Here is a 26,776-nt window from a genome sequence, read left to right as displayed (position 1 = left end):
AGGTCACCGGTGCTCTCCGGCTCCCCCGGCATGCCCCGAACGGCCCTCCCCGCTGGCTGGCACAAAGGGGCGAGTCTAGCGTCGTACTAAAATTTCCGGCTTGTTACGGAGCCGGTCCGGACAACCCCAGGCAGACCTGCGGGCCCGCCGGCGCCCCGGAGGCTTCCGGGATCGAGACGCGAGGACCGATGGCAGCCATACACGAGGGCAGTGCTCTCGGCTTGCTCGACGAAGAAATCCGCGCCCAGCTCGGCAGTACGGCACGCTTCTCCGGCGGCCCGGCCACCTCTCCGCGCACGCTCGTCGACGTCTTCGACGCGTCCGTGCGGTCGTATCCGGACGAGCTCGCCCTGGACGACGGCACCACCCCCCTGACCTACCGCGCGCTCGCCGTGGAGGTGGAGCGGCTGCGTCGCCGGCTCTCCACCGCCGGGGTCGGGCTCGGGGACCGGGTCGGGGTGCGGGTGCCGTCCGGCACCAACGACCTCTACGTGGCGATCCTGGCCGTCCTCGCCGCGGGCGCGGCCTATGTCCCCGTCGACGCCGAGGACCCCGACGAGCGTGCCGAGCTGGTGTTCGGGGAGGCGGACGTGCGGGCCGTGATCGGCGCCGGGCACGAGATCGCCGTGCACGGCACCTCCGATGTCCGGGCGGCCCGGCCCGGTGTCGAGCACGACGCGTGGATCATCTTCACGTCCGGCTCCACCGGGAAGCCCAAGGGTGTCGCCGTCAGTCATCGCGGCGCCGCCGCCTTCGTGGACGCCGAGGCCGCGCTGTTCCTCACCGAGGAGCCGGTCGGGCCCGGTGACCGGGTCATGGCCGGGCTGTCGGTGGCCTTCGACGCCTCCTGCGAGGAGATGTGGCTGGCCTGGCGGTACGGCGCCTGTCTCGTGCCCGTGCCCCGGTCGCAGGTCCGGAGCGGTGCCGATCTGGGGCCCTGGCTGGTGGAGCAGGAGATCACCGTCGTCTCCACCGTGCCGACGCTGGCCGCGCTGTGGGAGCCCGAGACCCTCAGCGACGTACGCCTGCTGATCTTCGGCGGTGAGGCCTGCCCGCCCGAGCTGGTGCAGCGGCTGGTGACCGAGGGGCGGGAGGTCTGGAACACCTACGGGCCGACCGAGGCGACCGTGGTCGCCTGCGCCTCGCTCATGTCGGGCGCGGAGCCGGTCCGGATCGGGCTGCCGCTGCGGGGCTGGGAGCTGGCCGTCGTGGACGAGGCCGGGGAGCCGGTGCCGATGGGCGGCAGCGGGCAGCTGGTGATCGGCGGGGTCGGGCTCGCGCGGTACCTCGACGCCGAGAAGGACGCGGAGAAGTACGCGCCGTTCCACTCGCTGGGCTGGGAGCGGGCGTACCGCAGCGGTGACCTGGTCCGGGCCGACGCCGAGGGTCTGGTCTTCCTCGGGCGTGCCGACGAGCAGATCAAGCTCGGCGGGCGGCGCATCGAGCTGGGCGAGGTGGACGCGGCGCTGCAGGCGCTGCCCGGGGTGGCGGGGGCCGCCGCGGCCGTGCGGACCGCGCGCGGCGGCAACCAGTTGCTCGTCGGGTACGTCGTCACGCAGGACGGCTGGGACCAGACGGCCGCCGTGGAGAGGTTGCGGGCCGAGCTGCCGGCGGCGCTGGTGCCGCTGCTCGCGCCCGTGGCCGACCTGCCGACCCGGACGTCGGGGAAGGTCGACCGCAACGCCCTGCCGTGGCCGCTGGAGGACCTGCAGGCCGACGGACCGGCCGAGCGGCTCTACGGCACCGAGGCGTGGCTCGCCGAGCAGTGGACGGAGGTCCTCGGCATCCCCGTCTCCAGCGCCCACGACGACTTCTTCGCGATCGGCGGCAGCAGCCTCGCCGCCGCCCAGCTGACCACCCGGCTGCGCACCCGTTACCCGAGCGCGGCCGTCCTCGACCTCTACCAGCGGCCGACCCTGCGCAAGCTGGCCCGGCACCTGGAGGAGTCCGCGCAGGACGACGGAGCCGCCCGGGTCATCGCTGCGGTGCCCGCGCGTGCCGGGGTGGTCCAGCTGCTGCTCCTGGTGCCGCTGTTCACCCTGCTGGGGCTGCGCTGGACCGTGCCCCTGGCCCTGCTCGGCAACCTGCTGCCCCGGTACTCCTGGTTGCCGACCGCCCCCTGGTGGCTCGTCGCGGGCGGGGCCCTGCTGTTCTTCAGCCCGCCCGGGCGGCTCGCGATCGCCGCGGGAGGCGCGCGGCTGCTGCTGCGCGGTGTGCGGCCCGGGCGGTACGCGCGCGGTGGGGGCGTCCATCTGCGGCTGTGGACCGCGGAGCGGCTGGCCGAGTTCAGTGGGGCGACCTCGCTGACCGGGTCCTGGCTGGAGCGGTACGCGCGGGCGCTGGGCGCCAAGGTGGGGCCGGACGTGGATCTGCACTCGCTGCCGCCGGTGACCGGCATGCTCAAGCTGGGCCGGGGCGCGGCCGTCGAGTCCGAGGTGGATCTGTCCGGCCACTGGCTGGACGGCGACCGGCTCGAGATCGGCCCGGTCAAGGTGGGCGCGCACGCCGTGGTCGGCACCCGCAGCATGCTGTTCCCGGGCGCCCGGGTGGGCAAGCGGGCGGAGGTGGCGCCGGGTTCGGCGGTCACCGGTCAGATTCCCACCGGTCAGCGGTGGGCGGGGGCCCCGGCGGTGAAGCTGGGCAAGGCCAAGCGCAACTGGCCCAAGGAGCGGCCGGCGCGGGGCGCGTACTGGGGAGTGATGTACGGCCTGACCGGGTTCGGTCTGACCTCGCTGCCGGTGCTGGCGGGCGGGGCGGCCCTGCTGGTGGCGAGCCGGTTCCTGGCTCCGGGCGACGGGCTCGGCGAGGCCCTGAAGGGGGCCGCGCTCGCGCTGGTGCCGGCCACGCTCGCCTTCGGGCTGGCGTACGCCGTGCTGCTGCTGGTCGCCGTACGGCTGCTGAGCCTCGGTCTGCGGGAGGGCACACATCCCACGCACAGCCGGACCGGCTGGCAGGCCTGGACCGTCACCCAGCTCATGGACCGCTCCCGGGAGACCCTCTTCCCGCTGTACGCAGGGCTGGTCACGCCGGTGTGGCTGCGGCTGCTCGGGATGCGGATCGGCAAGGGCGCCGAGGTCTCGACCGTGCTCGCGCTGCCCAGCCTCACCACGGTCGGCGAGGGCGCGTTCCTCGCCGACGACACGCTGACCGCGCCGTACGAGCTGGGTGGCGGCTGGGTGCGGATCGGGCGCGCGGAGATCGGGCGGCGGGCGTTCCTCGGCAACTCGGGGATGACCGCGCCGGGGCGGAGCGTGCCGGAGGGCGGCCTGGTGGGGGTGCTGTCGGCGACGCCCAAGAAGGCGAAGAAGGGCAGCTCGTATCTGGGTCTGCCGCCGGTGAAGCTGCCGCGCAGCACCGCCGACGGCGATCAGAGCCGTACGTACGATCCGCCCGCGCGGCTGCTGTGGGCGCGCGGTCTGGTGGAGCTGTGCCGGATCGTGCCGGTGTTCTGCTCGGCGGCGCTGGCCGCGCTGACGATGGCCGCGCTGTGTGCCCTCGGCGCCTGGGCGCCGCTGCTGGGCGGGTTGGTGCTGCTGGGCGCGGGTGCGGCGGCCTGTGCGCTCTCGGTGGTCGCGAAGTGGCTGTTGGTGGGGCGGCACCGCACCGGCGAGCATCCGCTGTGGAGCTCGTACGTGTGGCGCAACGAGCTGGCGGACACCTTCGTCGAGGTGGTGGCGGTGCCGTGGCTGGCGGGCGCGGTGCCCGGTACGCCGGTGATGACGGCGTGGCTGCGGGGGCTCGGGGCGCGGATCGGGCGGGGCGCGTGGGTGGAGAGCTACTGGCTGCCCGAGGCGGATCTGGTCGTGCTGGAGGACGGGACCACGGTCAACCGCGGGTGCGTGCTCCAGACTCACCTCTTCCACGACCGGATCTTGCGGACGGATACTGTGGTCCTCCGTGAGGGCGCCACGCTGGGCCCTGGCGGGATCGTGCTGCCCGGCAGCACGATCGGGGCCCGTACAACCCTGGGTCCCGCGTCGCTCGTCATGGCCGCGGAGTCCGTCCCGGACGACACCCGCTGGCTCGGCAACCCGATCGAGGCATGGCGTCCCTGAGCGCGGGGCAGTCGGTGTCTCATGGATCAGGCCGGACATGAGCGACGGCAACTGATCTTGGCGCAGGGAGCGGACGCGGAAGTGGCAGTGCAGCAGACAGTGGGTCCGGACCCGTATTTCCCGGGCAACGGCGATCCCCGCTACCGGGTGCATCGCTACGAACTCACGCTGGACTACCGTCCTGGCCCGAACCGGCTGTCCGGGACGGCCCGGATCAACGCGATAGCGGGACGCTCGCCGCTGACCGAATTCCAGCTGAACCTGGCCGACTTCAGGGTCGGGCGGGTCCGGGTGGACGGGCGTCAGCCGCACTACGCGCACCGGGGCGGCAAGCTGCGCATCCGCCCGGCCAAGCCGCTGCGCGCCGGGGCCGCCTTCACCGTGGAGGTGCAGTGGTCGGGGAATCCCAAGCCGGTGTCGAGCCCCTGGGGCGGTCTCGGCTGGGAGGAGCTCGCGGACGGCGCGCTGGTCGCGAGCCAGCCGGTCGGGGCGCCCTCGTGGTACCCGTGCAACGACCGTCCCGCCGACAAGGCGTCGTACCTGATCTCGATCACGACCCCGTCGGCGTACGCGGTGGTGACGGGCGGCCGGCTGCTCACCCGTACGACGAAGGCGTCCACGACGACCTGGGTGTACGAGCAGTCCGCGCCGACGTCGAGCTATCTGGTCGGGCTGTCGATCGGCAAGTACCAGACGGTGCTGCTGGGCGATCCGGGGCTCGGCGGTGTGCCGATGCACGGGCACATTCCCGCGCACCTGCTGCCCGGGTTCTCCCGGGACTTCGCGCGGCAGCCGGGGATGATGGATCTGTTCCAGCAGCTCTTCGGGCCGTACCCGTTCGACGAGTACGCGGTCGTGGTCACCGAGGAGGAGCTCGATGTGCCGGTCGAGGCCCAGGGGTTGTCGCTGTTCGGCGCCAATCACGTGGACGGGGCGCGCGGTTCGGAGCGGCTGGTGGCGCACGAGCTGGCGCACCAGTGGTTCGGCAACAGCGTGTCCATCGCCGACTGGCGGCACATCTGGCTGAACGAGGGGTTCGCCAAGTACGCGGAGTGGCTGTGGTCGGAGCGGTCGGGCGGTCGTGGCGCACAGCAACTGGCCGCCGCGGCACACCGGTCGCTGTCCTCGCTGCCGCAGGATCTACGGCTGGCCGACCCCGGCCGCAAGTCGATGTTCGACGACCGGCTGTACGAGCGCGGCGGGCTCACCGTGCACGCGGTGCGGTGCGCCCTGGGCGACGAGGCGTTCTTCCGGATGCTGCGCGGCTGGCTCGGTCTGCACCGGGGCGGCGCGGTGACGACGTCCATGTTCACGGCCCACGCGGCCCGTTTCACGCCCGAGCCGCTCGACGACCTGTTCGACGCATGGGTGTACGGAACGGCGCTGCCGCCCCTGCCGCTGCCCGAGACCCGTGCGACGGCCTAGGGCGTGTTTCGAAAGTAGCGTCGTCCGCCCGGAGGGCGGGGCCCGCGGCGTCTGGTGCGGTGCATCGCAAGGCGGAGGGTCGTCCGCGTACTGGGCGTACGCGGGCGATCCCGACAACGCGGCGAGGCGCCGTGCCAGACGCCGCGGGCCAGACGGGACTTTCGAAACACGCCCTAGCAGAATGGCCGCCATGACCACGCGTTCCTGTCCGTGCGGACCGCCGCAGGCGTACGAGGCCTGCTGTGGCCGCTATCACTCCGGTGGCGCCGCCGCGCCCACCGCCGAGGCCCTGATGCGCTCGCGCTACAGCGCCTTCGTGCGGGGCGACGCCGGGTATCTGCTACGGACCTGGCATCCGCGGACGCGGCCGGCCCGGCTCGAACTCGATCCGGGGATGCGGTGGACGGGGCTGGAGATCCTCGCCACGAAGGACGGGTCCGCGTTCCACGCGACCGGGACCGTGGAGTTCCGGGCGTCCTTCCGGGGCGGTTCGCTGCACGAGGTCAGCCGGTTCGAGCGGGTGGACGGGGCGTGGGTGTACGTGGACGGGGAGTTCGTGGAGTGACGCGGAAGTGAGGCGCCGATCAAGGCGCCAGGATGTCCAGCTCCTGGAGGGCGCCCACCGTGATGTCACGGGTGAGCTGTTCCGCACGGGGCGCGTCCCTCTCGCGGATCGCCTCGGCGAGCTGGACGTGCAGGGTGACGGCGGCCGGGTCGGGGTCCTCGAACATGACCTCGTGCTCGGTGCGACCGGTCAGGACCTCGGCGACGACGTCACCGAGGCGGGCGAACATCTCGTTGCCGGAGGCGGTGAGGATCACCCGGTGGAAGGCGATGTCGTGGAAGAGATAGCCCTCCAGCTCGTGGCCGCGTGAGTGGGCCACCATGCCGAGCGCGCAGGCGGTCAGTTCGGCGCACTGATCGGCCGTGGCGTGGCGGGCCGCAAGGCCCGCCGCGACCGGCTCGATCGCCGAGCGCAGGACGGTGAGCGAGCGCAACTGGTGCGGGCGGTCGGCGCCTGCCAGGCGCCAGCGGATGACCTGCGGGTCGTAGACGTTCCACTCGGCCTTGGGGCGGACCGTCACGCCCACGCGGCGGCGCGACTCGACCAGGTGCATCGATTCCAGGACGCGGACCGCCTCGCGCATCACCGAGCGGGAGACGTCGAAGCGCCCCGCCAGTTCGTCGGTCCGCAGCACGCTGCCGGGCGGGTACGCACCCCCGGTGATGGCGGGGCCCAGGGTGTCCAGTACATGGCCGTGCAGACCCCGGCCCGGAGTGGTCATGCACTCAGAGTACGGCGTGGATCACAGAGCAAAAAAGTCAGACTTATTTCACGCAGCCTCTTGAATTCGTCCTACCTAATCGGCTTCAGTGGCGTCGGCATCGGGCGCAATCGAGGAAGACAGCGAGGCTGACATGCGGACCCCCCACGTCGTCGCGGTCATGGGTGTCGCCGGCACGGGCAAGACCACCATCGGTGCGCTGCTCGCCGCCCGGCTGGGCGTCCCGTACGCCGAGGGCGACGACTTCCACCCGCCCGCCAACATCGCGAAGATGTCGGCCGGCACCCCGCTCGACGACGCGGACAGGTGGCCCTGGCTGGACGCCATCGGTTCCTGGGCCCACGGGCGGGCCGGGCACGGCGGGGTGGTCAGCTGCTCGGCGCTGAAGCGGTCGTACCGGGACCGGCTTCGGGCCGCGGCCCCGGGGCTCGTGTTCGTGCACCTCGCGGGCGACCGCGCGCTGATCGAGGACCGGATGGCGCACCGGCGGGGTCACTTCATGCCGGCCGCGCTGCTGGACTCCCAGTTCGCCACGCTGCAGCCGCTCGGCCCGGACGAGGCGGGGGTCGTCGTCGACGTCTCCGGCACGCCCGAGGAGATCGCCGAGCGGGCCGCGCGGGCCCTCGCCGGGCTGCCCGCAGCCCCCTGCTAGCGGGCGCGTGCCGAAAGCGGCGTCCGCCCGGCGGCCCCGGTGGGCTCTGTTCGGACCCGGTCCACTCCCCCGCCCGGCGGCGCTGACCGGGTCAGCGCCGCCAGAGCGGGTGCTCCCGTTCCGCCCACTCCCGGCTCACCGAGCCGGTGCGCATGCCGCGGCGGGCCTCCGGGTCGCCGAGGGCCATGCCGATGTGGCCGGCGAGGACGACGCCGATGGTCAGGGCCAGCCAGTCGTGGACGAAGGTCGCGCTGGTGCGCCACATGATCGGGGTGAGGTGGGTGAACCACATGATCAGGCCGGTGCCGAGCATCACCAGCGTCGCACCGGCGATCCAGGCCGCGTAGATCTTCTGCCCGGCGTTGAACTTGGCCGCCGGACGCGACGCGCGGCGTCGGTCCCGGCGCAGGGCGGCGCGCAGCCAGCGGCGGTCGTGCGGGCCGAAGCGGTTGAGGTGACCGAGATCGGCGCGGAACGCGCGGGAGGCGAGGCCCGCGAGGACGGGGACGGGGAGGGCCAGGCCCGCGATCTCGTGGACCCGGACCACCAGCTCCCGGCGCCCGACGAGCTGCGCGAACTCGGGGACGTAGAGGAAGGACGCCGTCACCACGCACACGCCCATCAGGAGGGCGGTGGTGCGGTGGATCCACCGTTCGGCGCGGGTGAAGCGGGGGATTCCGGTCACCGGGGACGCCTCAGCTCGTAGGCTCATCGTCCCGCCCGTTCGAACGGCCCACCCAGGCGTCGACGTCGTAGCCCCGGTCCTCCCAGTAGCCGGGCTCCACGTCCTCGGTGACCGTGATGCCGGAGAGCCACTTGGCCGACTTGTAGAAGTACATGGGGGCCACATAGAGGCGGACCGGGCCGCCGTGGTCGTGGCCGATGGCCTTGTCCTGCATGCGCAGGGCGACCAGGACGTCGGCGCGGCGGGCCTGGGCGAGGGTGAGGCTCTCGGTGTACGTGCCGTCGAAGCAGGTGAAGCGGACGGCGCCGGCCCCGGACCGCACTCCGGCCGCGTCGAGGAGGGCGGAGAGGCGTACGCCCTCGAAGGGGGTGTCGGGGACCCGCCAGCCGGTGACGCACTGGACGTCCTTGACCATGCGGGTCTGCGGCATGGCCTGGAGCTGGGCCAGGGTGTACGTGGCGGGGCGGTCGACCAGGCCGTCGACGGTGAGGCGGTAGTCCGTGGCGTTCTTGTGCGGGACGGAGGAGGCCACGGAGTAGTAGCGGAAGCCGCCGCCGTTGGGGAGCAGTCCGGTCAGGCCGGTGGGGTCCTTGTCGGCGGCGCTGCCGAGGAAGGCCTCCAGGCCGCGCTGGAGCGGGGGCGCGGCGACGACCCCCAGGGCGCCGAGGGCGAGGGTGCCGAGGAAGACGCGGCGGCCCACGGGGGTGCCGTGTTCCGCCTCGGGCGGTTCGGGATTCACCAGTCCATTCGAACACCTGCGGGGCCGGCACGGCCAGGATTCCGGGCGGCCGTCAGACTTCCGTCATCACTTCTCACCCGGCTCTCAGGCCGAGGGCGCCGGCGCGGGCCGCACGGAAGGCCGGGTACGGGTCGCGGTCGGGGTACGCCCACGGCTCGGCGGTGACATGGTCGCCGATGTGCTGGAACAGGGCGGCCGCCTCGGCGCCCCGGCCCTCGCAGACCTTGGCGTGGGCGAGGAAGTTCAGGTCGATCAGCCGGCGGGGGTGGCCGTCGTGCTCCCACTCGAGCCACCAGTCGAAGGCGGCCTTCATCACGTCCCGGGCGCGGCCGTCCCGCCAGTGCCCCGAGGCGGCCGGGTCCGCGGGCGCGAAGCCGCGCGCGGCCAGGACGCGGTAGCGCTCTGCGTGCGCGACGACCGGGAGGATGGCGAGCGGGGAGTCGGCGGGTGCCTGTTCGGCGGCCCAGGCGGCGAAGTCGTAGACCTCGTGCAGCGGGTCGGGGCCGCTGCCGGCGCGGCGCTCGGCGAGCCGGGCGACCATGAGGTGGTGCGCGTGGTGGTGGTCGCGGTGGCGGGCCCTGATCTCCTCGAAGATCCGTACGGTCTCGGCGCCGCGCTGGGGCTCCGCAGCGCCGTCGCGCTCCAGCATGAGCAGGCCCAGCCAGGGGGTGGGGTCGGCGGGCGCGAGGTCGGCGGCGGTCCGGCAGGCCGCGCGGGCGACGGCCGGGTCCTCCTTGCCGCGCCGGACGCGGCGGACTTGGGCGAGGGCGAGCAGGACGCGGGCGTCGGGGCATCCCGGTCGGGCGAGCAGCCAGTCGTGGGCCCAGGCGGCGGAGTACGGTTCGCGGGCGAGGACGGTGACGCGGTGGGCGCGGCGGTCCCAGTCGTCGCCCGTGTGGGCGAGCAGGGAGCGGGCGGCCTGCCAGCGGCCCTGCGACAACGCGGCCCGGGCGGCGGCCAGTCCGGCGTCGTCGAGGGCCGGGTCGGGGGTCCGGGCGGCGGCACGTCGGCGGAGGGGGCGTGGGGGTGGGGGTGGGGACACCGCGGGACTTCCTCATCCTCCTCGGTGACGGCTCTGACATCGGCCCGCGATCGGCCGATCACGCACAGCAAATCCCCAGCCAACGCCCGCGTCAAGGGCCAGGGGCACGTGACAGGTGTCAAGTTCCGTGACCTGTAAGGGATTTGAGGATGCCCTGGCGCTGGTGGGGGCGCCGGTGAGGGGCTGCGACCGGCGTCGGTGTGGCGTACGCCATGGCGCGGGCCCGCCGGAGCCCACACCATGGCTGTACGGTCCCCCGCGCCCTCCGGTCCCGTCCGCCGGGCGCCGCGACCGAGTCAACGACCCGGTTCCGGGTACTCCCGGAAGCAGATTTCGGGCACTCCAGGGGCAGTGAGGCCGCCAGGAGGCTACAGTCGGCCACTACGCACCCCGTCCGTGGTCCGACCGGATGATCGAGGTACGCAGCGTGTCGGTTCTGGTTCTTGTTCTCGCCGTGAGCGCCGCCTGCTGTCTGGGCTTCGGGTTTGTGCTCCAGCAGAACGCCGCCCAGAAGGCACCGCTCGGCGACTTCCTGTCCCCCAGACTGCTGCTCGACCTGATCAAGGTGCCGCGCTGGCTCGGCGGTATCGGTCTGATGGTGGCCGGCATGGTGCTGGGCGCGATCGCCCTGGGCCAGGGCGAGGTCTCCCTCGTGGAACCGCTCCTCGCGACGAACCTGCTCTTCGCGCTCGCCCTCTCCCGCCACCAGACCAAGCAGCCGCTGGGCCGCCAGGGCTGGGCCGGACTCGCGCTGCTCGCGGGCGGTGTGAGCGCGTTCATCGTGGCGGGTGAGCCGCGCGGCGGCAGCGCGGTCACCGATCCGCTCCGCCACTGGCTGATCATCGGCGTGATGGTCGGCCTGGCCCTGCTGCTCACCGCGTACGCCAAGCGTTCCCGGCTCAGCTCGGGCCCCGTCCTGCTCTCCCTCGCGGCCGGTCTGCTCTACGGCGTCCAGGACGCCCTGACCCGGGTGAGCGGCCAGCGCTTCTCCGCGGGCGGTCTCGGCGAAGTGCTGACCAGCTGGCAGCCGTACGCCGTGCTCGCCCTGGGGGTGACCGGCCTGGTACTGGTGCAGAGCGCCTTCGAGACGGCACCGCTGCGCATGTCGCTGCCCGCGCTGACCGCCGCCCAGCCGCTCGCCGGCATCGTGTGCGGGGTGGGCTTCCTCGGCGACCGGCTGCGCACCGACACCGGCGCGCTGGCCTGGGAGGCGGCGGGTCTCGCGGCGGTCGTCGCGGGCATCGTCCTGCTCGGCATGCACCCGGCGATGCCCCGGGGCGTCGCGCCGCAGGAGCGGGTGCCGAGCCTTCAGCCGCAGTAGCACCGGCACCCTCCAGGCCCTTCGGCGGGCCTGCTTGGATGGGCCCATGAGCGCTGCTGACGAGATCCTCGACATCGTCGACGAGAACGACCAGGTCATCGGGCAGTTCCCCCGCGGGCGCGCGTACGCCGAGGGGCTGCGTCACCGCTGCGTGTTCATCCAGGCCAGGGACGCCGAGGGCCGGATCTTCGTGCACCGCCGCACGCCGGCCAAGCTGGTCTTCCCCTCCCTGTACGACATGTTCGTCGGCGGGGTGGTCGGCGCGGGCGAGGCCTACGACGAGGCGGCCCTGCGCGAGGCCGAGGAGGAACTGGGGGTGAGCGGGCTCCCCCGCCCGGAGTTCCTCTTCAAGTTCCTCTACGACGACGGCGCCGGCCAGAGCTGGTGGTCGGCCGTGTACGAGGTCCGCTGCGAACTGCCGGTGCGCCCCCAGGTCGAGGAGGTGGCCTGGCACGACTTCCTGCCCGAGGACGAGGTCGAGCGGCGGCTGCCGGAGTGGGAGTGGGTGCCGGACGGGCTCGCGGCCTACCAGCGGCTCAAGGAGTACCGGGCGGGCTGAGCCCGCCGCCCCGACGGGTAGGGTCCTGCGCGTGAGCGAGTTCGTACGGAACGTCCGGTTGTGGTTCGCGCCCGAGCAGGTGCGGGAGGAGGGCAGCACGCCCGATTACCGCTTCTCGCTGGCCAACGAGCGCACGTTCCTGGCCTGGCTGCGGACCGCGCTCGCGCTCATCGGCGGGGGTTTCGCGGTGGACCAGTTCCTGCCGGACCTGCGCTGGGGCTGGCGGGTCGGGCTGGCGCTGGCGCTGCTCGCGGCGGGCGTGCTGTGCTCGCTGCGCGCGGTGAACCACTGGATACGCTGCGAGCGGGCGATGCGCCGGGGCGAGGACCTGCCGGTCTCCCGCTTCCCCGCCCTGCTGAGCGCGGTGGTCGCGCTGGTGGCCCTGGCGATGGTCGCCGTCGTGCTGCTCGGGTGGGCCGGGTGAGCGCCGCACCGGACCGGGACCCCGGCCTGCAGCCGGAGCGGACCCGGCTGGCCTGGCGGCGTACGACCCTGTCGAGCACCGCCGCCGCCGTGCTCGCCGTGAAGACCGCGCTGCACGGGGGCGTCTCGGCCGCCGGGCTCATCGCCTGCGCCCTGTGCTGCGGGCTGTGGCTGGCCTTCCAGCTGCTCGCGCAGCGCCGGATCCGGGCCCTGACGGCCGCGCCGAACCCCACGGCGCTCGCCCCCCGGTACGCCACCCTCGCGGTCCTGTGCGCGCTGGCGACGGCGGTGTGCGCGGCGGCGCTGGTGGTCTGAAGCCCAGTTCAGGCGCCGTCGTCGTCCCAGTCCACCGTGACCACGATCTTGCCCCGGGTGCTTCCCTCCTGGTTCAGCCGGTACGCGTCCGCCGCGCGCTCGAGCGGGAATGTCTCCGAGACGTGCACGGAGACCACGCCCTGTTCGGCGAGTTCCGCCAGCCGGGTGAGGTCCTCGGTGTCGGGCCGTACGAAGCTGTAGCGGCCGCCGTACCCGACGACGTCGCCGTCGGCGATCGACACCAGGCGGCCCTCCGGTGCCAGCAGCTGGGCGGAGACTTTCAGCGTCTCGCCGCCGACCGTGTCGAAGGCCGCGTCCACGCCCTCGGGGGCCAGCCCGCGCACCCGCTCGGCGAGCCCGTCGCCGTAGGTCACCGGCTCGCCGCCGAGCGAGCGTACGAAGTCGTGGTTGGCCTCGCTCGCCGTACCGATCACCCGCGCACCGATGTGCCGGGCGAGCTGCACGGCGATCGAGCCGACACCGCCCGCCGCCGCGTGCACGAGGACGGTCTCGCCGCGCCTGACCCGCAGGGCCTTGGTCAGCACCTGGTAGGCCGTGAGACCGGCCAGCGGCAGTCCGGCCGCCTCCTCCCAGGTGAGGTTGCCGGGCTTGCGGGCGAGGGTGCGCACGGGGGCGGCGACGTACTCGGCGAAGGTGCCGCGCGAGAGGAAGTCCTCGCGGACGTAGCCGACTACCTCGTCGCCGACGGCGTACTCCGCGACCGACGGCCCGGGCTGGACGACGACCCCCGCGACGTCCCACCCGGGGACCACCGGGAAGACGGCGTCCAGGATGCCGTCCAGATAGCCCTCGCGGCACTTCCAGTCGACCGGGTTGACGGCCGCCGCCCGGACCTTGACCAGCACCGAGTCGGGGCCGACCTTGGGGTCGCGGACCTCGCCGAACTCGAGGACGTCGGGACCGCCGTACCGGCTGTAGCTGATGCCCTTCATGCCACCGACCCTCCGGGGTAGTCGAACGCCGCGCAACCGGGACGGCACCCTTCGTCGTCCGAAAAGCGCGCTTCACGGCTACTGGTGCTTCTACCCCGAGGAGCCGTCGATCCAGGGTGGCCCCGATCACGTTGGGTGCGGCCACTGGACTACATACCGACCGGTCGGCATCATGGGCGAGTCCCCTTCACGCGTTTGTAGGAGCGTATCCATGAGCCCCGACCACCCGCCCGGACTCGACCTCGACCGGTTGCGCGTCCTGCTGGAGCGCGAATGCCCCGGTCTGGTCGCCGGCCCCCTCACCGGCCGACTGATCGAGGGCGGACGGTCGAACCTGACGTACGAGATCGGGGACGGCGTCGGCAAGTGGGTCGTACGGCGGCCCCCGCTCGGTCATGTGCTGGCCACCGCGCACGACATGAAGCGCGAGCACCGGGTGATCAGCGCGCTGCACCCGACGAACGTGCCGGTGCCGCGTCCGGTGCTGCTGTGCGAGGACCCCGAGACGCTCGGGGCGCCCTTCTACGTCATGGAGTTCGTCGAGGGCACCCCCTACCGCACGGCCGCCGAGCTGGCCCCGCTCGGCGAGGAGCGCACCCGGGGTGTGGTGCTGTCCCTGGTGGACACGCTGGTGGAGCTGCACGCGGTGGATCCGGGCGCGGTGGGTCTGGCCGACTTCGGGCGCCCCGAGGGCTTCCTGGACCGCCAGCTGCGCCGCTGGGGCAAGCAGCTGGACGCCTCCCGCAGCCGCGACCTGGCGGGGATCGACGAGCTGCACGCGGCGCTCGGGCGGGCGCTGCCCGAGTCCCCCGCGCCCGCGGTCGTGCACGGCGACTACCGGCTGGACAACGTCCTGATCGGCGCCGACGACACCATCCGGGCGATCCTCGACTGGGAGATGTCGACCCTCGGCGACCCGCTGACCGACCTCGGCCTGCTGGTGATGTACAGCGTGCCGCTGAGGCTGCCCGACTCGCCGATCTCGACGACCGCCTCGGCCGCCGGCCATCCCTCACCGGCCGAGCTGGTCGAGCGGTACGCGGCGGGCTCGGGGCGCGATGTCTCGGCCGTCTCCTGGTACACGGCGTTCGCCTGGTTCAAGCTCGCCGTGATCCTGGAGGGCATCCACTACCGCTACACGCTGGGCCAGACCGTCGGGCGCGGCTTCGACCGGATCGGCGACCTCGTCCCCGTCTTCATCGAGCACGGACTGACCACTCTGCAGGAAGGCTGACGGCCATGGACTTCGCGTTCGACGCGCGCACCGAGGAACTGCGTGCCAAGCTGCTCGCCTTCATGGAGGAGTACGTGTACCCGGCCGAGGCGGTGGCGGAGGAGCAGCGGGCCGCGCTGGCGTCCCCCTGGGACACCCCGGCGGTGGTGGAGGAGCTGAAGGCGCAGGCGCGCCGACAGGGCCTGTGGAACCTCTTCCTGCCGGACACCGAGTACGGCGCCGGGCTCACCAACCTGCAGTACGCGCCCCTCGCCGAGATCACCGGCCGCTCCCCGCAGCTGGCGCCGACTGCCCTGAACTGTGCCGCGCCGGACACCGGGAACATGGAGGTGCTCGCGCAGTTCGGCGACGAGCAGCAGAAGAAGCAGTGGCTGGAGCCGCTGCTGGCCGGGGAGATCCGCTCGGCGTTCGCGATGACCGAGCCGGAGGTGGCCTCCTCCGACGCCACCAACATCACCACGCTCATCCGGCGGGAGGGCGACGAGTACGTCATCACCGGCCGCAAGTGGTACATCTCCGGGGCGATGAACCCGGACTGCAAGATCTTCATCGTGATGGGCAAGACCGACCCGGACGGCGCCGACATCCGCCGCCAGCAGTCCATGGTGCTGGTCCCGCGCGACACCCCGGGCGTCACGGTCGAGCGCGCCATGAAGGTCTTCGGCTACGAGGACCACTACCACGGCGGCCACGCCGAGGTGATCTTCGACCGGGCGCGGGTGCCGGTGACGAACCTGATCGGCGAGGAGGGCGGCGGCTTCGCCATCGCCCAGGCCCGGCTCGGTCCCGGCCGCATCCACCACTGCATGCGGCTGATCGGCATGGCGGAGCGGGCGATCGAGCTGATGTGCCGGCGGGCCGTCTCGCGCGACGCCTTCGGCAAGGCGCTCGCCCAGCAGGGCGTGGTGCACAACTGGATCGCCGACGCGCGCGTCACGGTGGAGCAGCTGCGGCTGCTGGTCCTGAAGACCGCCTGGATGATGGACACGGTCGGCAACCGGGGCGCCCACAGCGAGATCCAGGCCATCAAGATCGCCACGCCCCGCGCGGTCGTCGACATCATCGACCGGGCGATCCAGCTGCACGGCGCGGGCGGCGTCAGCCAGGACTTCCCGCTGGCCGAGCTGTACGCCGGGGCGCGCACGCTGATGATCGCGGACGGGCCGGACGAGGTGCACCAGCGGTCGCTGGCGCGACGGGAGCTGAAGAAGTACCTGTGAGGTGACGGGTGAGGGGCGGCTGCCCAGTGCGGCCGCCCCTCGCCCGTGCGCAGGAGGGCGTCGACGCGGAGCGTCGGCAACCGACGACAACGCCGCAGATGGACGTGCCAAGCCCCGCGTCCGCGGCATGGTCCGCCGGACAGGCCCTAAGGGCGCAGGGCCCTGAGCAGCAGGTCCGCGAGATGGTCCGCGACCTCCTGGGGGCTCATCGGACCGTCCGGCCGGTACCAGGTCGACAGGTGGTGCACGGACCCGAAGTGGTAGTCGACGACCAGGTCGGCCTGGGTGGCCCGGGAGAACACGCCGGCCTCCTGGCCCTCCTCGACGAGCGCGCGGAAGCGTTCGTGGTAGCGGCGGCGCTCGGCGCGGACCTGCTTGTTCTTCTCGGGGCTCAGGTGGTGCATCGAGCGGAAGAAGATCATCGCGTCGTCGAGGTTCTCGATCGTCGTCACCACGACGTCGGCCGCCGCGCCCCGCAGCCGCTTCTCGATCGGCTCGTCGGCGTTCGCGAAGGCGTCCAGGCGCTCCTGCTGGACGCGCAGCACGCGCGCGTACACCTCGTGCAGCAGGTCGTCCTTGGAGCCGAAGTAGTGGTACAGCGCCCCCTTGGTGACGCCGGCCGCCTCGACGATCTCCTGCACGGAGGTGCGGTCGTAGCCCTGCTCGGCGAAGAGCCGGGTGGCGGCGGCAAGGAGCCGTTGCGGAACAGGAGCCTCTGTGCCGTCCGTCGTCCTGGGCACTGCCGCCACCTGCCTTCTTCCTCGATGCGTCACTGGCCGTCGTGCGCGCGGGAACGCAGTTCCCGACGGAGGATCTTCCCACTCGCCGTCTTGGGCAGGTCGGGCAGGATCTCCACCTGACGCGGATACTTGTAGGCCGCCAGTCTGTCCTTGCAGTAGGCGGCGAGCGTATCGGCATCCGCGTCCGTGCCGGGACGCAGGCTGATGTACGCCTTGACGGTCTCCCCGCGGTAGCCGTCCGGCACCCCGACGACGGCCGCCTCGCGGACCGCCGGATGGGTGTACAGCACGTCCTCGACCTCACGCGGCCACACCTTGAAGCCGGACGCGTTGATCATGTCCTTCTTGCGGTCGACGACGTACAGCCAGCCCTGTTCGTCCATGAACCCGATGTCCCCGGTGCGCAGTTCGCCGTCGGGGAAGGTCTCGGCGGTCGCCTCGGGCCGCCGCCAGTAGCCGGGGACGACCTGCGGCCCCCGTACGACGATCTCGCCCTGTTCCCCGAAGGGCACCTCCGTGCCCTGGTCGTCGACGATCCGTACGACCGTGTCCGGGCCCGGCACGCCGACGGCGAGCGTCCCGGAGGCCGGGTCGACCGGTGCCTCGTGCTGGGGCGGGACGGAGGCGCACGGGGCGGTGCATTCGGTCAGCCCGTAGCCGTTGCGGATGTACGGTCCGAAGCCGGCCCGGAACTTCTCCACCAGGGCCGGCGGCACGGGGGCGCCGCCGGAGGAGATGTTCACGAAGGAGGAGAAGTGGTCGCGGGTCACGGCAGGGTGGGCGGCCAGCGCCATGAAGGCCGTGGAGGGGCCGACGGTGTAGTGCGGCCGGTGCTCGGCGAAGGCGTCCAGCACGACGCCCGTCTCGAAGCGGTACGTCAGCACCAGTGTGCCCGCGCTGTTCAGACAGGCACCGAGCTGGCAGACCATGCCGGTGATGTGGAACAGGGGCGCGAGGGCGTGGTACACGGGCGCCTCTGGCAGGCGCAGGCCGGTGCGCTGCCGCTCGGCGTTGAACATGATGTTGCCGTGCGTGTTGGTGGCGCCCTTGGGGGTGCCGCTGGTGCCGGAGGTGTAGCTGATGAGGGCGGTGTCGGCCGGAGCGGGGTCGCGGTCCGCGGGGGCCTTGTGGCCCGCGCGGGCCACGGCCGTCAGGTCGTCGGCGTCCTCGGCCGGCGGGAGCCGTTCGAAGGTCAGCACGCGCGCGTCGGTGCGCGTCTGGAAGTCCAGCTCGCACCCCGTGAGCACGATCCGCACCGGCGAGCCGGCGGCCGTCTCGCGCAGATACGACGCCCAGGCCCGGTCGGAGCAGATCAGCGCGGCCACCTCGCCGTCCCTCAGGACGTGGGCGACCTCCCCCGACTTGTACATGGGGTTGACGGGGACGACGGTCGCGCCCGCCTTCCAGGCGCCGAGCAGGGCGATGACGAAGTGCGGGGAGTTCTGCAGCAGGATCGCCACCCGGTCGCCGCGCTCCAGGCCACGGGCGGCCAGGTGACCGGCGACGGAGTCGCTGAGCTCGTCCAGCTCGCGGTAGCCGAGCCGTCCGTCGAAGTAGGCGAGGGCGGTGCGGTCCGGGGCCTGGGCGACCGACCGGCGCAGGGCGTGCACCAGGGAGTCGGCGGGGTCGATCGGCGCGCGCTGGGCGTCGTCGAGGAGGGCCAGCCAGGGCTTCGCCGCGTAACGGGAGGCGGGTGCGGTCATTCGGCGGCCTCCCACTTCTGCTGAAGGTGGTTCATGTTCGCCAGCCAGCGGTCGGGGTCGGAGGCACGGAGCTGGTAGTACCCGGCGACCTCGGAATGCGGCAGGATCAGGAAACGGTCCTCCGCGATGCCCTTGAACAGGGCGTCCGCGACGTCCTCCGGCTCGATCGCGGTCGGCTTGAGCACCAGGTCGCCCGCGCTGCCGGTGGCGGCCAGCATGTCGGTGCGGACGCCCTGCGGACAGATCGCGTGCACCTTGATCCCGCGGTGGCGGTAGGTGAGCGACAGCCACTCCGCGAAGGCGTAGGCGCCGTGCTTGGTGACGCTGTAGGGGGCGGCGCCGATCATCGTGAGCAGCCCGGCGGCGGAGACGGTGGAGACGAAGCGGCCGCTGCCGCGCTCCAGCCAGTCCGGGAGCAGCGCATGGGCCGCGCGGACATGGGCCATGACGTTGACGTCCCAGGCCTGCGCCCAGACGGCCTCGTCGGCCGCTTCGGAACCGCCCGAGGCGACGCCGGCGTTGGCGCAGTAGACGTCGACGGTGCCGCCGAGCGCCTCCCGGGCCTGCTCGACGATCGCGGAGGCGTCACCCGGCACCGCGATGCCGCCGATCTCGTCGGCGACGGCACGCACCCGCCCGGGGTCCAGATCGTTGACGACGACCCGGGCCCCCTCGGCGGCGAAGCGACGGGCCAGCGCGGCCCCGATCCCGCCCCCCGCTCCGGTGACGACCACTCCGGCATCCTGCACGGCTCCCACCATCGGTCTCCTTCGACGCGACGCGACACGGCTCGAGCGCCAGACTAACCGGTCGGTATGTTCAAGGAAAGAGGGTCACCACACCCCCTGAAGGGGGCGCGGGAACCGCCGGACCGGCCCCGCACGGCCCGCACCCGAGCGACCGCCCGCCGGAGCACGGGGAACATGCCGTGACGTATGGCCAAGTTCGCCGGTTAGCAGGACGATACGCCGCACACCGCACCACTTCGGGGGACAGGAGCCTGCCATGGCACAGATGAGCGTAACGCCGTACTGGGAGCTGACCTTCGACGCGGACGGCGACGCGGACGCCGGCCGACGGGACCGGCTGCTGGCCGGGGTCGAGCAGAGCGGGATCCGCGATCTGATCCTCTTCTCGCACGGCTGGAACAACGACCGCTCCGGCGCCACCCGGCTCTACAGCAGTTTCTTCGCGCCGATCCCCGGTCTCGCCCCGGCGACCGCCCGGATCGGGTACGTGGGCGTGGTGTGGCCGTCGATGCGGTTCTGCGACGAGCCGATCCCCGACTTCCCGCACTCCGCGGTCGCGGCCCCCGGGCTCGACGACGGCACCCGGCACGCGCTGCTGGAGACGTTCCCGGGCCGGGCCACTGTCGTCGAGCAGATCGCGCGCATGCTGGAACAGCGGCCACCGGAACGGAGCGAGCTGGAGGAGTTCGGGCGGCTGGTGCGGGAGCTGGTGGACGCCGTCCCGTCGGGGCCGCAGGCGCTGTTCGCGGCGGACACGCTGGCGGAGGGGGTGCCGCAGGACGAGCCGGAGATGCTCACGGGATCGACGGCGGCGGCCTGTGAGGAGTTCGCGACGGCCCTGGCCTCCGACGGCGGGGAACGGGGGTTCGGGCTGCCCGATCCGTGGGACGGGGCGAAGGAAGTGCTGCGGCAGGCGACGTACTACGCGATGAAGCGGCGCGCCGGGACCGTGGGCGAACGGGGGCTCGGGCCGCTCATCGGCCGGTTGGCGGCTGTGGCGCCGGCCGTGCGGGTGCATCTGGTGGGGCACAGCTTCGGCGGGCGGCTGGTGTCGTTCGCGCTGCGGGGGCTGCCCGAGGGGGTGCGCACGGTGAAGTCGGTGACCCTGCTTCAGGGGGCCTTCTCGCACTACGCCTTCGCGGCCGGACTGCCGCACGACACACGCGCGGGCGGGGTGCTCCAGGGCCAGCAGAACCGCATCGACGGTCCCCTGGTGTGCTGTTTCTCGCGGTTCGACCAGGCGCTGGGGACGATGTACCCGCTGGCCTCCCGGATGGCGAGGGACGCGCAGGGGTTCGTCGGGGAGACGGCGCTGAGCATCGGGGGCATGCTGGGCGCCCGGTGGGGCGCCATGGGGCACGACGGGGTGCAGGCGGTGCCGGGCACGCGCGCGTACGAGCTCGCCGAGGCGCTGGCCGCGGGGAAGCTGCCGGCGTCGGGCTGCGTCAACATCGACGTGGCCGCGGTGGTCAGACGGGGCGGGGCGCCGGCCGGGGCGCACAGTGACATCGTGCACCCCGAGCTGGCGCGGGTGGTGCTGGCGGCGGGCCGTATCACGTAGGGCGACCCGCCGCCGCAGGACTTACCGGTGTGAAGTGAACTCGACCACCTGCTGGAAGGTGGGCCGGTTCTGCCAGCCGATGTTGTAGTGCTTGATGCCGCCGAGGGTGCGCTGGACGATCGAGTCGGCGCACCACTGGTCGCCCGCCGAGCACAGGTCGTCACCCGGGTAGACCTGGGCCGCGGTCTTGCCGGCCGCCGTCTTCAGGGTGCTGATGAGGACGTCCCGGCAGCCGCTGAGGGTGCCGCCGCCGCAGTACTTCTGCGTCAGCCCGCCCTGCACCGACTCACCGAGCACGGCCCGGACGTCCTTGTCGACATAGCTCCACCAGCCGTACTGGAAAGAGCTTCCGGCGTGCGACCCGGTGGGGCCGTGGGCGGCCGACGGGGACTCGTCGACGGGCAGGTTGGCGGTGAAGGCGGTGTACAGGTCGGTACCGAGCCCCGGTTCGAACTCGGCCTTCACCAGCAGCGGCCACCAGGCGTCGAGGATGCGGATCGCGTCGGCGTTGGCGTACGCCTTCGAACCCGCCGAGGTCTCCGTGCGCTTGCCGCCCGCCGTCAGCCAGGTCTGCAGCTTGCTCACCGCGGCGGCGGCCGTGGAGTCGGTGACCGTCGAGCTGTTGATCACCTTCAGCAGGTCCGGCAGGACGTCCTCGGCGCGCAGGTCCGCGAGCGCCGCGTCCGCCATCGCCTTCACCAGCGAGGCGCGCGTGACACCGCCGGCCGCGACGAGCTTCTTCACCCGGTCCTCCAGGAGGTTGCCGCGGTGCACGGAGCCGTCGCCCCAGGAGGCCGTCGTGTAGTTGAGGGCCTGTTTGTTGTTCCAGGAGACGTAGTAGTCCTGGTCGACGGAGTTGGGGTGCGCCGAGGCCGGGGTGTAGGTGGCCGTGTTGGTGGCGGGCACCCAGTTCTTCCACTCGTACGCCGCCTGCGCCCAGACCGGGAACTCCGCGTCGACGCCCGTCGCGCGCACCGGGTTGTCACCGCTGTTGTAGTACGCGGTGTGCGTGGAGTCGGCGTAGAACCAGTTGAAGGTGTAGTTGATGTGCTGCACGGCGCTCTGGAAGGTCTGCGGGCTCTTGACGTAGTCCGGGTCGTTGAGCATCTGGAAGCCGATGATGGAGTCGGCCTCGTGCATGAACGACGAGCGCAGGGTGGTGTAGGCGACCTTCTTGCCGCCGACGGTCGCGCGGTACTCCACCGGGCCGTACTTGGTGCGGTAGACACGCATCGTGTAGGAGCCGGCCGCGGTGTCGTCGGCGGTGGTGGGCTTCCAGGAGTTCTTCTGCTCGACCACGTCCATGGCCGTGCAGGTGCCGTGATACAGGTAGTGGTAGTCGTCCTGGCAGAGCTCGACCGCGTAGGTGTCGATGATGTCCTGGCCGGAGGTCGTGGCGCTCCACGAGTAGTCCTGGCCGCGGCCCAGTTCGACGTACATGCTCAGGCCCGCGAAGGAGGCGCCGCGGGCGCTGATGCCCGGGCCCTGGATCTCCTGGAGCATGAGGAGTTGCGGGGCGAAGTACCCCGTCTGCGGGCCGAAGACGGCGATCGGGTGGCCGCTGGCGGTGGCCTTCCCGCTGACGACGAGGGCGTTGGACATGCCGCGCCGGGCCGAGCTGAGGGCGGTCGCGGTGGCCGCCTCGGCGGTGGCGGAGGCGCTCTGGTCGCCGCCGGTGCCGGTGGCGTCGTAGATCAGCGGTTGCGTGCTCACCGAGCCGTCGTCCGGAAGGGCCTCGCCCTGCGGGGTGTCGGGCTTGGTGCCGTAGGGGAAGCTCTCGCCGTTGTGGACGGTGAGGACGGCCTCGGGGTCGTTGCGCTCGCGGAACGCCTCCCAGACCTTGGTGCCCTCCGTCACGCCGTACTTCTCCTGCGCGGCGAGCAGCGAGACGGCGTTGTTGACCTCGCCGCCGCCGCCGGAGCCGAACAGCGCCCCGATGACCGAGGCCAGCGCCACCAGGTCGGTGATCTTGAAGTGGTCGATGGTTCCCGCGTTGGTGACTGAGTCCTTGTGGCCGGTCAGGACGTATTCACCGGGGAAGTAGCGGCCGCTGTCGGAGGCGTCGATGTACGCGTTGATGCCGGCGAGGTAGGCGTTCGCGTCCGCGAGGGCCTGCTGGCCGCGCGTGCCGTTGGTGGCGACGGCGTTGTCGATCTGGGCCTGGAGGTCTGCCTCGGTGTACGGAGCGTTGCGCCAGAACTGCTGCTCGAGGCCCTGGTTGGCCACGTCACCGCCGGCGAAGGCGGTGAGCTGGCCGCGGCCGACATGGCGGAAGACGTCCATGAGCCACAGCCGGTCCTGGGCGGCGGCATACCCGGCGCCGAACTCGGTGCCGTATCTGGTGGTACCGGTGATGTGCGGAACGCCCGTCTTCTTGTCGCGGACGATCGTCACGTCGGTGCGGCCCGCGGGATTCACGGTGGAGGCGACTTGATCGGAAGCGACACCGAACGACGCGTCGTTGAAGAAGGTGTTGATCGTGGCGTTGGTGAGGGTCGAGTAGCCCTTGGCCAGGTTGGCGTAGGGGCCGAGCTGGTCCTCGGCGTGGTCGGGCTGGGTGCCGAAGGCCTGGTTGAGGAGGATCTGCGCGAGGGTGGCGTTGCCGTTCTCGCCGGGCGGCAGGATGTCGGAACACTGGCCGCCGCAGTAGTCGTTGGCCGCCGTGGCGTCGGCCGCCGCGGCCGTCGTCTGGGCAAGCGGCGACAAAAGACCGGCAATGAGGGCGCATACGGATGCGGTCTTCAGGAACCCGGGGAATCTGCCGGGAGTTCTCAGTCTGTCGAGAGTGAAGCGGGGGGTTCGCCGTGGCATCGGCAGCTCCTAGCGACGGGGGGGTCGGCGGAAGGTTACCGGCGGTATCCCCGGGATTGAAGATGAACATGCGTCAAGTTTTCGGCAGGTGGGGGTCATCGGAAATCGGATGGAGCCGAATCGCATGTCGATACGTCTATTCGACGACGTCCGTACGACGACGCCGAAGTGACCGAAGTGCAGGTGCAGATGTGACGGAGGTGCAAGGCGATGGCCGGTTTCCGGAGTCTGGCGAGACAGGCGCGAGACCCGCGGTGCGATCTGGCGCTGCGGCGTTATTCGCTCCGCAAGTGCCTTGAGCGGTTCGCCCCCTACGGGCACAGGGCGACCTGGGACCATCTGTGCTCCCGGGCCGGGTTCGGACCCGAGGACCGCTCCCCCGATCCTGCGCGGCTCGTGGCCGCGTTGGACGAGCTGGAGGAGGCGCGCACGGTGTGGCTGGCCTACGAGGTCGAGTTCGCCGAGCGGCGCAAGAAGGAGAAGCACGACGGGCTGCGCAGGCCGGGCAGTGTCGACGACTGGCACCGGCTGACCTGGGGCGGTTTCGGCGTGGCGTGGTGCGACGACCCGCGGGTCCACCCCCGTGAACCGCTGGCCGAGGTGCTGCGCCGGCTGATCAGCGCGCTGGAGCGCGAACCGGGTTGCTCCTGCCCGGTCTGCGGCGGCGAGCGGCTGCGGTGGAGGTACGACCTGGACCACGAACCGTCGGCGGGTCCCGTCTGCTCGGACTGCGGAATACTCGTGCCGCGCCCCGTGCTCACTCCCGAGGCGCTGGCGTACGCCCGGCGCGGACGGCTACTGATGTCGGCCTGACCGTCCTGTCACTGATGTCCCTCCGAGAGCATGGCGGGGGTGCGCCGGGGATGCCGCACCCCCTGTTTCACCGTTGTGGTGCCGCCGTTCGGTTCCGGTGTCCCGGCCAGTGGGGCCGGTGAGGGTAGCAGCCGTTAATCCGGTCGCTCCAGCCCTTTCCCGTCAAGAGAGTTGAGGGTGATGAAACCGAGCTGAGGCACCGAAGGAGTCCCCGCATGTCGACGCTGCGCGTCACCGCCGAAGTGCTGACCGTGCACGAGCACCCCAACGCCGACGCCCTGGAACTGGCGCAGGTCGGCCTGTACCGGGCCGTCGTCGCCAAGGGTGCCTACCGCACCGGTGAGGCCGCCCTCTACATCCCCGAGCAGGCGGTGCTCCCGCTCGAGCTGGTGGAGGAGCTGGGGCTCACCGGTCGACTGGCGGGCGGCAGGTCGGACCGGGTGAAGGCGGTGCGGCTGCGGGGTGAGCTGTCGCAGGGGATCGTGTGCCGGCCGAAGGCGCTGGCGGATGTCGACCTGGCGCGGGCGGCGGAGGAGGGCACGGACTTCGCGGAGCGGCTCGGGATCGTGAAGTGGGTGCCGCCGATCCCGCCGACCATGAGCGGGGACGTGGAACCGGCACCGGATCTGCTGCCGTGGGTCGACATCGAGAACATCCAGCGCTATCCGGACATCTTCGAGCCCGGCGAGCCGGTGGTCCTGACGGAGAAGCTGCACGGTTCGGCCTGCCTGCTGACGTATGTCGCCGACGAGGGACGGGTGTACGTGTCCTCGAAGGGCTTCGGCGCGAAGTCGCTGGCGCTGGTGGAGGACCCGCGCAACCTGTACTGGCGGGCCGTGCGCGGGCATGGCGTTGCGGAGGCGGCGGCACGTCTCGCGGAGCGGCTGGGCGCGCGGCGCGTCGGCGTCTTCGGGGAGGTGTACGGCGCGGGGGTGCAGGACCTGACCTACGGCGCGGACGGGCGGCGCGAGACGCTCGGGTACGCGGTGTTCGACGTGTCCGCGGAGATCGGGGGTGCCGTGCGATGGCTGGACGCGGGCGAACTCCTCGGCGGGGAGCTGCCGTTGGTGCCACGGCTGTACGAGGGGCCCTATGACAGCGAACGGGTGCTGGAGATCGCGACCGGGCGGGAGACCGTGTCGGGGCGGGAGCTGCATCTGCGGGAGGGCGTGGTGATCCGCCCGGCCGCCGAGCGCTACAGCCCGGTGACCGGGGGGCGTGCCATCGCCAAGGCGGTGAGCGGGGCTTACCTGACCCGAAAGGGCGGGACCGAGTACGAGTAGGGCGCCCGCGCCGGGCGGGGTGGGGTGGTTTTCGCCCGCCCCGCGCCGGCGGGCGCCGCTCGCTGCGTGGGCGCCTCTGCCGGCCTGAAAGAGCGGGGGGAACTGCGCGACCAGCCACGGCGTGCCCGCCCTCGCCCGACACCCCGCATCCCCTCGGGGCTCGGCGTCAGCCCCTCCCCTTCTCGGCCAGTAGCCGGGACCCGGTCAGGCGTTCGCCGAAGGCGTCGTCCGGGTTGGACAGGACGCAGGACTCGAGGGAGAGGCAGCCGCAGCCGATGCAGTCGGTGAGGTGGTCTCGGAGGCGGTTGAGTTGCTGGATGCGTGCCTCCAGTTCGGCTCGCCAGGTCTCCGAGAGGCGGGCCCAGTCCTCGCGGGTGGGGGTGCGTTCCTCGGGGAGTTCCGCGAGGGCCTCGCGGATCGTCGCCAGGGGGATGCCGACCCGCTGGGCGGCGCGGACGAAGGCGACCCTGCGGAGCGTGTCACGGTGGTAGCGGCGTTGGTTGCCCGGCGTGCGGCGGCTGCTGATCAGGCCCTTGGACTCGTAGAAGTGCAGGGCGGAGACGGCGGCGCCACTGCGGGCGGCGAGCTGGCCGACCGTGAGCTCGTGGATCTTCTCAGGGATCTGGGGCATCCCCCGAAGCCTACCGACCGCGTCACACCCCGGTCCGTTGACAGGGGCCTCACGCCCTACCATGCTAAGCAGTCGCTTAGCATGCTGTCGCGCGAGAGGGCCGGAGAACACATGGCAGAGCCGAGGATCTTCACGTCCGCCGGGGAACTGAGGTCGGCGGTGGGCGAGCAGCTGGGGTACACCGACTGGCTGGACGTCGACCAGAAGCGGATCGATCTGTTCGCCGAGGCCACGGGCGACCACCAGTGGATCCATGTCGACCCGGAGAGGGCCGCCGCCGGGCCGTTCGGGACCACCATCGCGCACGGCTATCTGACGCTGTCGCTGCTGCCGCTGTTCGGGCCGCAGCTGATCAAGGTCGAGGGCGTCAAGATGGGCGTCAACTACGGGACGAACAAGGTGCGTTTCCCCTCGCCCGTCCCGGTCGGCTCCCGGCTGCGCGCCACCGCGACGATCACCGGCGTCGAGGACGTGACCGGGGGCGTCCAGGTCAGCGTCGCGTTCAGCGTGGAGCGCGAGGGCGGGGACAAGCCCGTCTGCGTGGCGGAGTCCGTCTCCCGCTACTACCTGTAGGCC

At 72.2% G+C, this 26,776-nt stretch carries 24 protein-coding genes; 14 read left to right on the top strand and 10 right to left on the bottom strand.

From position 1 onward, the window contains the following. Positions 1–188: 188 nt before the first annotated feature. The 3 genes from ACIBVL_RS26985 (at position 189) to ACIBVL_RS26975 (ending at position 6,045) form a co-directional block, all read left to right on the top strand. Positions 189–4,055, top strand: coding sequence for a Pls/PosA family non-ribosomal peptide synthetase (locus ACIBVL_RS26985; protein ID WP_399100685.1), 3,867 nt, complete (start codon positions 189–191; stop codon positions 4,053–4,055). Between the two features lie 81 nt (positions 4,056–4,136). Next, entirely contained in the window at positions 4,137–5,480 is a 1,344-nt protein-coding gene (locus ACIBVL_RS26980; RefSeq protein ID WP_399100683.1) for a M1 family metallopeptidase, read from the top strand. A 181-nt stretch (positions 5,481–5,661) separates the two neighbouring features. Beyond that, positions 5,662–6,045 carry a YchJ family protein gene (locus ACIBVL_RS26975; RefSeq protein WP_399100681.1) on the top strand — a complete coding sequence of 128 codons (384 nt, stop codon included), beginning with the start codon at positions 5,662–5,664 and terminating at the stop codon, positions 6,043–6,045. Positions 6,046–6,064: 19 nt separating this feature from the next. Here ACIBVL_RS26975 and ACIBVL_RS26970 read toward each other — a convergent pair whose 3' ends face one another. Then, complete coding sequence (locus ACIBVL_RS26970; protein ID WP_399100679.1) at positions 6,065–6,766, bottom strand: FadR/GntR family transcriptional regulator; 702 nt, start codon at positions 6,764–6,766, stop codon at positions 6,065–6,067. 133 nt (positions 6,767–6,899) lie between these two features. Here ACIBVL_RS26970 and ACIBVL_RS26965 point away from each other — a divergent pair, with 133 nt between their 5' ends. Beyond that, a complete protein-coding gene (locus ACIBVL_RS26965) occupies positions 6,900–7,418 on the top strand; it encodes a gluconokinase (protein ID WP_399100677.1) in 519 nt (172 codons plus the stop codon). Between the two features lie 91 nt (positions 7,419–7,509). On the opposite strand, the gene ACIBVL_RS26960 is transcribed toward ACIBVL_RS26965, so the two are convergent. From ACIBVL_RS26960 to ACIBVL_RS26950, 3 genes are all read right to left on the bottom strand, one after another. After that, complete coding sequence (locus ACIBVL_RS26960; protein WP_399100675.1) at positions 7,510–8,130, bottom strand: cytochrome b/b6 domain-containing protein; 621 nt, start codon at positions 8,128–8,130, stop codon at positions 7,510–7,512. Continuing rightward, a complete protein-coding gene (locus tag ACIBVL_RS26955; RefSeq protein ID WP_399100673.1) occupies positions 8,114–8,842 on the bottom strand; it encodes a molybdopterin-dependent oxidoreductase in 729 nt (242 codons plus the stop codon). The genes ACIBVL_RS26960 and ACIBVL_RS26955 overlap by 17 nt, the downstream gene beginning before the upstream one ends. 73 nt (positions 8,843–8,915) lie before the next feature. After that, a complete protein-coding gene (locus ACIBVL_RS26950) occupies positions 8,916–9,884 on the bottom strand; it encodes a hypothetical protein (protein ID WP_399100671.1) in 969 nt (322 codons plus the stop codon). 427 nt (positions 9,885–10,311) lie between these two features. Here ACIBVL_RS26950 and ACIBVL_RS26945 point away from each other — a divergent pair, with 427 nt between their 5' ends. From ACIBVL_RS26945 to ACIBVL_RS26930, 4 genes are read left to right on the top strand one after another with little or no spacing between them, the layout of a single operon-like run. Beyond that, the gene (locus tag ACIBVL_RS26945) at positions 10,312–11,205 is read left to right on the top strand and encodes a DMT family transporter (RefSeq protein WP_399100669.1); all 894 of its coding nucleotides are present in this window, start codon (positions 10,312–10,314) and stop codon (positions 11,203–11,205) included. 46 nt (positions 11,206–11,251) lie between these two features. Then, complete coding sequence (locus tag ACIBVL_RS26940) at positions 11,252–11,764, top strand: NUDIX domain-containing protein (protein ID WP_399100667.1); 513 nt, start codon at positions 11,252–11,254, stop codon at positions 11,762–11,764. Positions 11,765–11,795: 31 nt separating this feature from the next. Further along, positions 11,796–12,188, top strand: a complete 393-nt coding sequence (locus tag ACIBVL_RS26935; RefSeq protein ID WP_399100665.1) for a YidH family protein — start codon at positions 11,796–11,798, stop codon at positions 12,186–12,188. Then, on the top strand, positions 12,185–12,502 hold the full coding sequence (locus ACIBVL_RS26930) for a DUF202 domain-containing protein (RefSeq protein ID WP_399100663.1): 318 nt from the start codon (positions 12,185–12,187) through the stop codon (positions 12,500–12,502). Before ACIBVL_RS26935 ends, ACIBVL_RS26930 begins: the two co-directional genes overlap by 4 nt. 8 nt (positions 12,503–12,510) lie before the next feature. Here ACIBVL_RS26930 and ACIBVL_RS26925 read toward each other — a convergent pair whose 3' ends face one another. Then, entirely contained in the window at positions 12,511–13,455 is a 945-nt protein-coding gene (locus tag ACIBVL_RS26925; RefSeq protein WP_399100661.1) for an NADP-dependent oxidoreductase, read from the bottom strand. A 211-nt stretch (positions 13,456–13,666) separates the two neighbouring features. Here ACIBVL_RS26925 and ACIBVL_RS26920 point away from each other — a divergent pair, with 211 nt between their 5' ends. Next, positions 13,667–14,689, top strand: coding sequence for a phosphotransferase family protein (locus tag ACIBVL_RS26920; protein ID WP_399100659.1), 1,023 nt, complete (start codon positions 13,667–13,669; stop codon positions 14,687–14,689). A 5-nt stretch (positions 14,690–14,694) separates the two neighbouring features. Further along, positions 14,695–15,909: an acyl-CoA dehydrogenase family protein gene (locus tag ACIBVL_RS26915; RefSeq protein WP_399100657.1), complete on the top strand. Its 1,215-nt coding sequence runs from the start codon at positions 14,695–14,697 to the stop codon at positions 15,907–15,909. A gap of 146 nt (positions 15,910–16,055) precedes the next feature. Here ACIBVL_RS26915 and ACIBVL_RS26910 read toward each other — a convergent pair whose 3' ends face one another. The 3 genes from ACIBVL_RS26910 to ACIBVL_RS26900 are packed head-to-tail and all read right to left on the bottom strand — an operon-like array spanning position 16,056 to position 19,113. Beyond that, the gene (locus ACIBVL_RS26910; protein ID WP_399100655.1) at positions 16,056–16,649 is read right to left on the bottom strand and encodes a TetR/AcrR family transcriptional regulator; all 594 of its coding nucleotides are present in this window, start codon (positions 16,647–16,649) and stop codon (positions 16,056–16,058) included. Positions 16,650–16,678: 29 nt separating this feature from the next. Further along, positions 16,679–18,352: a class I adenylate-forming enzyme family protein gene (locus ACIBVL_RS26905; RefSeq protein ID WP_399100653.1), complete on the bottom strand. Its 1,674-nt coding sequence runs from the start codon at positions 18,350–18,352 to the stop codon at positions 16,679–16,681. Beyond that, a complete protein-coding gene (locus ACIBVL_RS26900; RefSeq protein WP_399100650.1) occupies positions 18,349–19,113 on the bottom strand; it encodes an SDR family oxidoreductase in 765 nt (254 codons plus the stop codon). The genes ACIBVL_RS26905 and ACIBVL_RS26900 overlap by 4 nt, the downstream gene beginning before the upstream one ends. A 244-nt stretch (positions 19,114–19,357) precedes the next feature. On the opposite strand from ACIBVL_RS26900, the gene ACIBVL_RS26895 reads away from it, so the two are divergent. Next, complete coding sequence (locus tag ACIBVL_RS26895) at positions 19,358–20,662, top strand: serine-threonine protein kinase (RefSeq protein ID WP_399100648.1); 1,305 nt, start codon at positions 19,358–19,360, stop codon at positions 20,660–20,662. A 21-nt stretch (positions 20,663–20,683) separates the two neighbouring features. Here the strand turns inward: ACIBVL_RS26895 and ACIBVL_RS26890 are convergent, their stop codons facing one another. Beyond that, positions 20,684–23,473, bottom strand: a complete 2,790-nt coding sequence (locus ACIBVL_RS26890) for a penicillin acylase family protein (protein WP_399100646.1) — start codon at positions 23,471–23,473, stop codon at positions 20,684–20,686. Positions 23,474–23,683: 210 nt separating this feature from the next. On the opposite strand from ACIBVL_RS26890, the gene ACIBVL_RS26885 reads away from it, so the two are divergent. Together ACIBVL_RS26885 and ACIBVL_RS26880 are read left to right on the top strand one after the other, a co-directional pair. After that, positions 23,684–24,286 carry a hypothetical protein gene (locus ACIBVL_RS26885; RefSeq protein WP_399100644.1) on the top strand — a complete coding sequence of 201 codons (603 nt, stop codon included), beginning with the start codon at positions 23,684–23,686 and terminating at the stop codon, positions 24,284–24,286. 215 nt (positions 24,287–24,501) lie between these two features. Further along, positions 24,502–25,569, top strand: a complete 1,068-nt coding sequence (locus ACIBVL_RS26880) for an RNA ligase (ATP) (protein ID WP_399100642.1) — start codon at positions 24,502–24,504, stop codon at positions 25,567–25,569. Between the two features lie 166 nt (positions 25,570–25,735). On the opposite strand, the gene soxR is transcribed toward ACIBVL_RS26880, so the two are convergent. Further along, positions 25,736–26,200 (bottom strand): redox-sensitive transcriptional activator SoxR, encoded by a 465-nt coding sequence (gene soxR / locus ACIBVL_RS26875; protein WP_399100640.1) that lies wholly within the window; start codon positions 26,198–26,200, stop codon positions 25,736–25,738. 111 nt (positions 26,201–26,311) lie between these two features. Between soxR and ACIBVL_RS26870 the strand changes: the two genes are divergently transcribed. Continuing rightward, positions 26,312–26,773, top strand: a complete 462-nt coding sequence (locus tag ACIBVL_RS26870) for a MaoC family dehydratase (protein WP_399100638.1) — start codon at positions 26,312–26,314, stop codon at positions 26,771–26,773. The last annotated feature ends 3 nt before the right edge of the window (positions 26,774–26,776 follow it).

The sequence above is a fragment of the Streptomyces sp. NPDC049687 genome (assembly GCF_044465285.1).
In the GTDB taxonomy this organism is placed as follows: Bacteria; Actinomycetota; Actinomycetes; order Streptomycetales; family Streptomycetaceae; genus Streptomyces.
This window is presented reverse-complemented; position numbering and strand designations above follow the sequence as displayed.

Bases quoted from the DNA above. Each gene is read 5' to 3' on its own strand.
- ACIBVL_RS26985 (WP_399100685.1), top strand. From the start codon at position 189: ATGGCAGCCATACACGAGGGCAGTGCTCTCGGCTTGCTCGACGAAGAA.
- ACIBVL_RS26975 (WP_399100681.1), top strand. From the start codon at position 5,662: ATGGCCGCCATGACCACGCGTTCCTGTCCGTGCGGACCGCCGCAGGCG.
- ACIBVL_RS26970 (WP_399100679.1), bottom strand. From the start codon at position 6,766: ATGACCACTCCGGGCCGGGGTCTGCACGGCCATGTACTGGACACCCTG.
- ACIBVL_RS26965 (WP_399100677.1), top strand. From the start codon at position 6,900: ATGCGGACCCCCCACGTCGTCGCGGTCATGGGTGTCGCCGGCACGGGC.
- ACIBVL_RS26960 (WP_399100675.1), bottom strand. From the start codon at position 8,130: ATGAGCCTACGAGCTGAGGCGTCCCCGGTGACCGGAATCCCCCGCTTC.
- ACIBVL_RS26940 (WP_399100667.1), top strand. From the start codon at position 11,252: ATGAGCGCTGCTGACGAGATCCTCGACATCGTCGACGAGAACGACCAG.
- ACIBVL_RS26925 (WP_399100661.1), bottom strand. From the start codon at position 13,455: ATGAAGGGCATCAGCTACAGCCGGTACGGCGGTCCCGACGTCCTCGAG.
- ACIBVL_RS26920 (WP_399100659.1), top strand. From the start codon at position 13,667: ATGAGCCCCGACCACCCGCCCGGACTCGACCTCGACCGGTTGCGCGTC.
- ACIBVL_RS26915 (WP_399100657.1), top strand. From the start codon at position 14,695: ATGGACTTCGCGTTCGACGCGCGCACCGAGGAACTGCGTGCCAAGCTG.
- ACIBVL_RS26905 (WP_399100653.1), bottom strand. From the start codon at position 18,352: ATGACCGCACCCGCCTCCCGTTACGCGGCGAAGCCCTGGCTGGCCCTC.
- ACIBVL_RS26900 (WP_399100650.1), bottom strand. From the start codon at position 19,113: ATGGTGGGAGCCGTGCAGGATGCCGGAGTGGTCGTCACCGGAGCGGGG.
- ACIBVL_RS26895 (WP_399100648.1), top strand. From the start codon at position 19,358: ATGGCACAGATGAGCGTAACGCCGTACTGGGAGCTGACCTTCGACGCG.
- ACIBVL_RS26890 (WP_399100646.1), bottom strand. From the start codon at position 23,473: ATGCCACGGCGAACCCCCCGCTTCACTCTCGACAGACTGAGAACTCCC.
- ACIBVL_RS26885 (WP_399100644.1), top strand. From the start codon at position 23,684: ATGGCCGGTTTCCGGAGTCTGGCGAGACAGGCGCGAGACCCGCGGTGC.
- ACIBVL_RS26880 (WP_399100642.1), top strand. From the start codon at position 24,502: ATGTCGACGCTGCGCGTCACCGCCGAAGTGCTGACCGTGCACGAGCAC.
- soxR (WP_399100640.1), bottom strand. From the start codon at position 26,200: ATGCCCCAGATCCCTGAGAAGATCCACGAGCTCACGGTCGGCCAGCTC.
- ACIBVL_RS26870 (WP_399100638.1), top strand. From the start codon at position 26,312: ATGGCAGAGCCGAGGATCTTCACGTCCGCCGGGGAACTGAGGTCGGCG.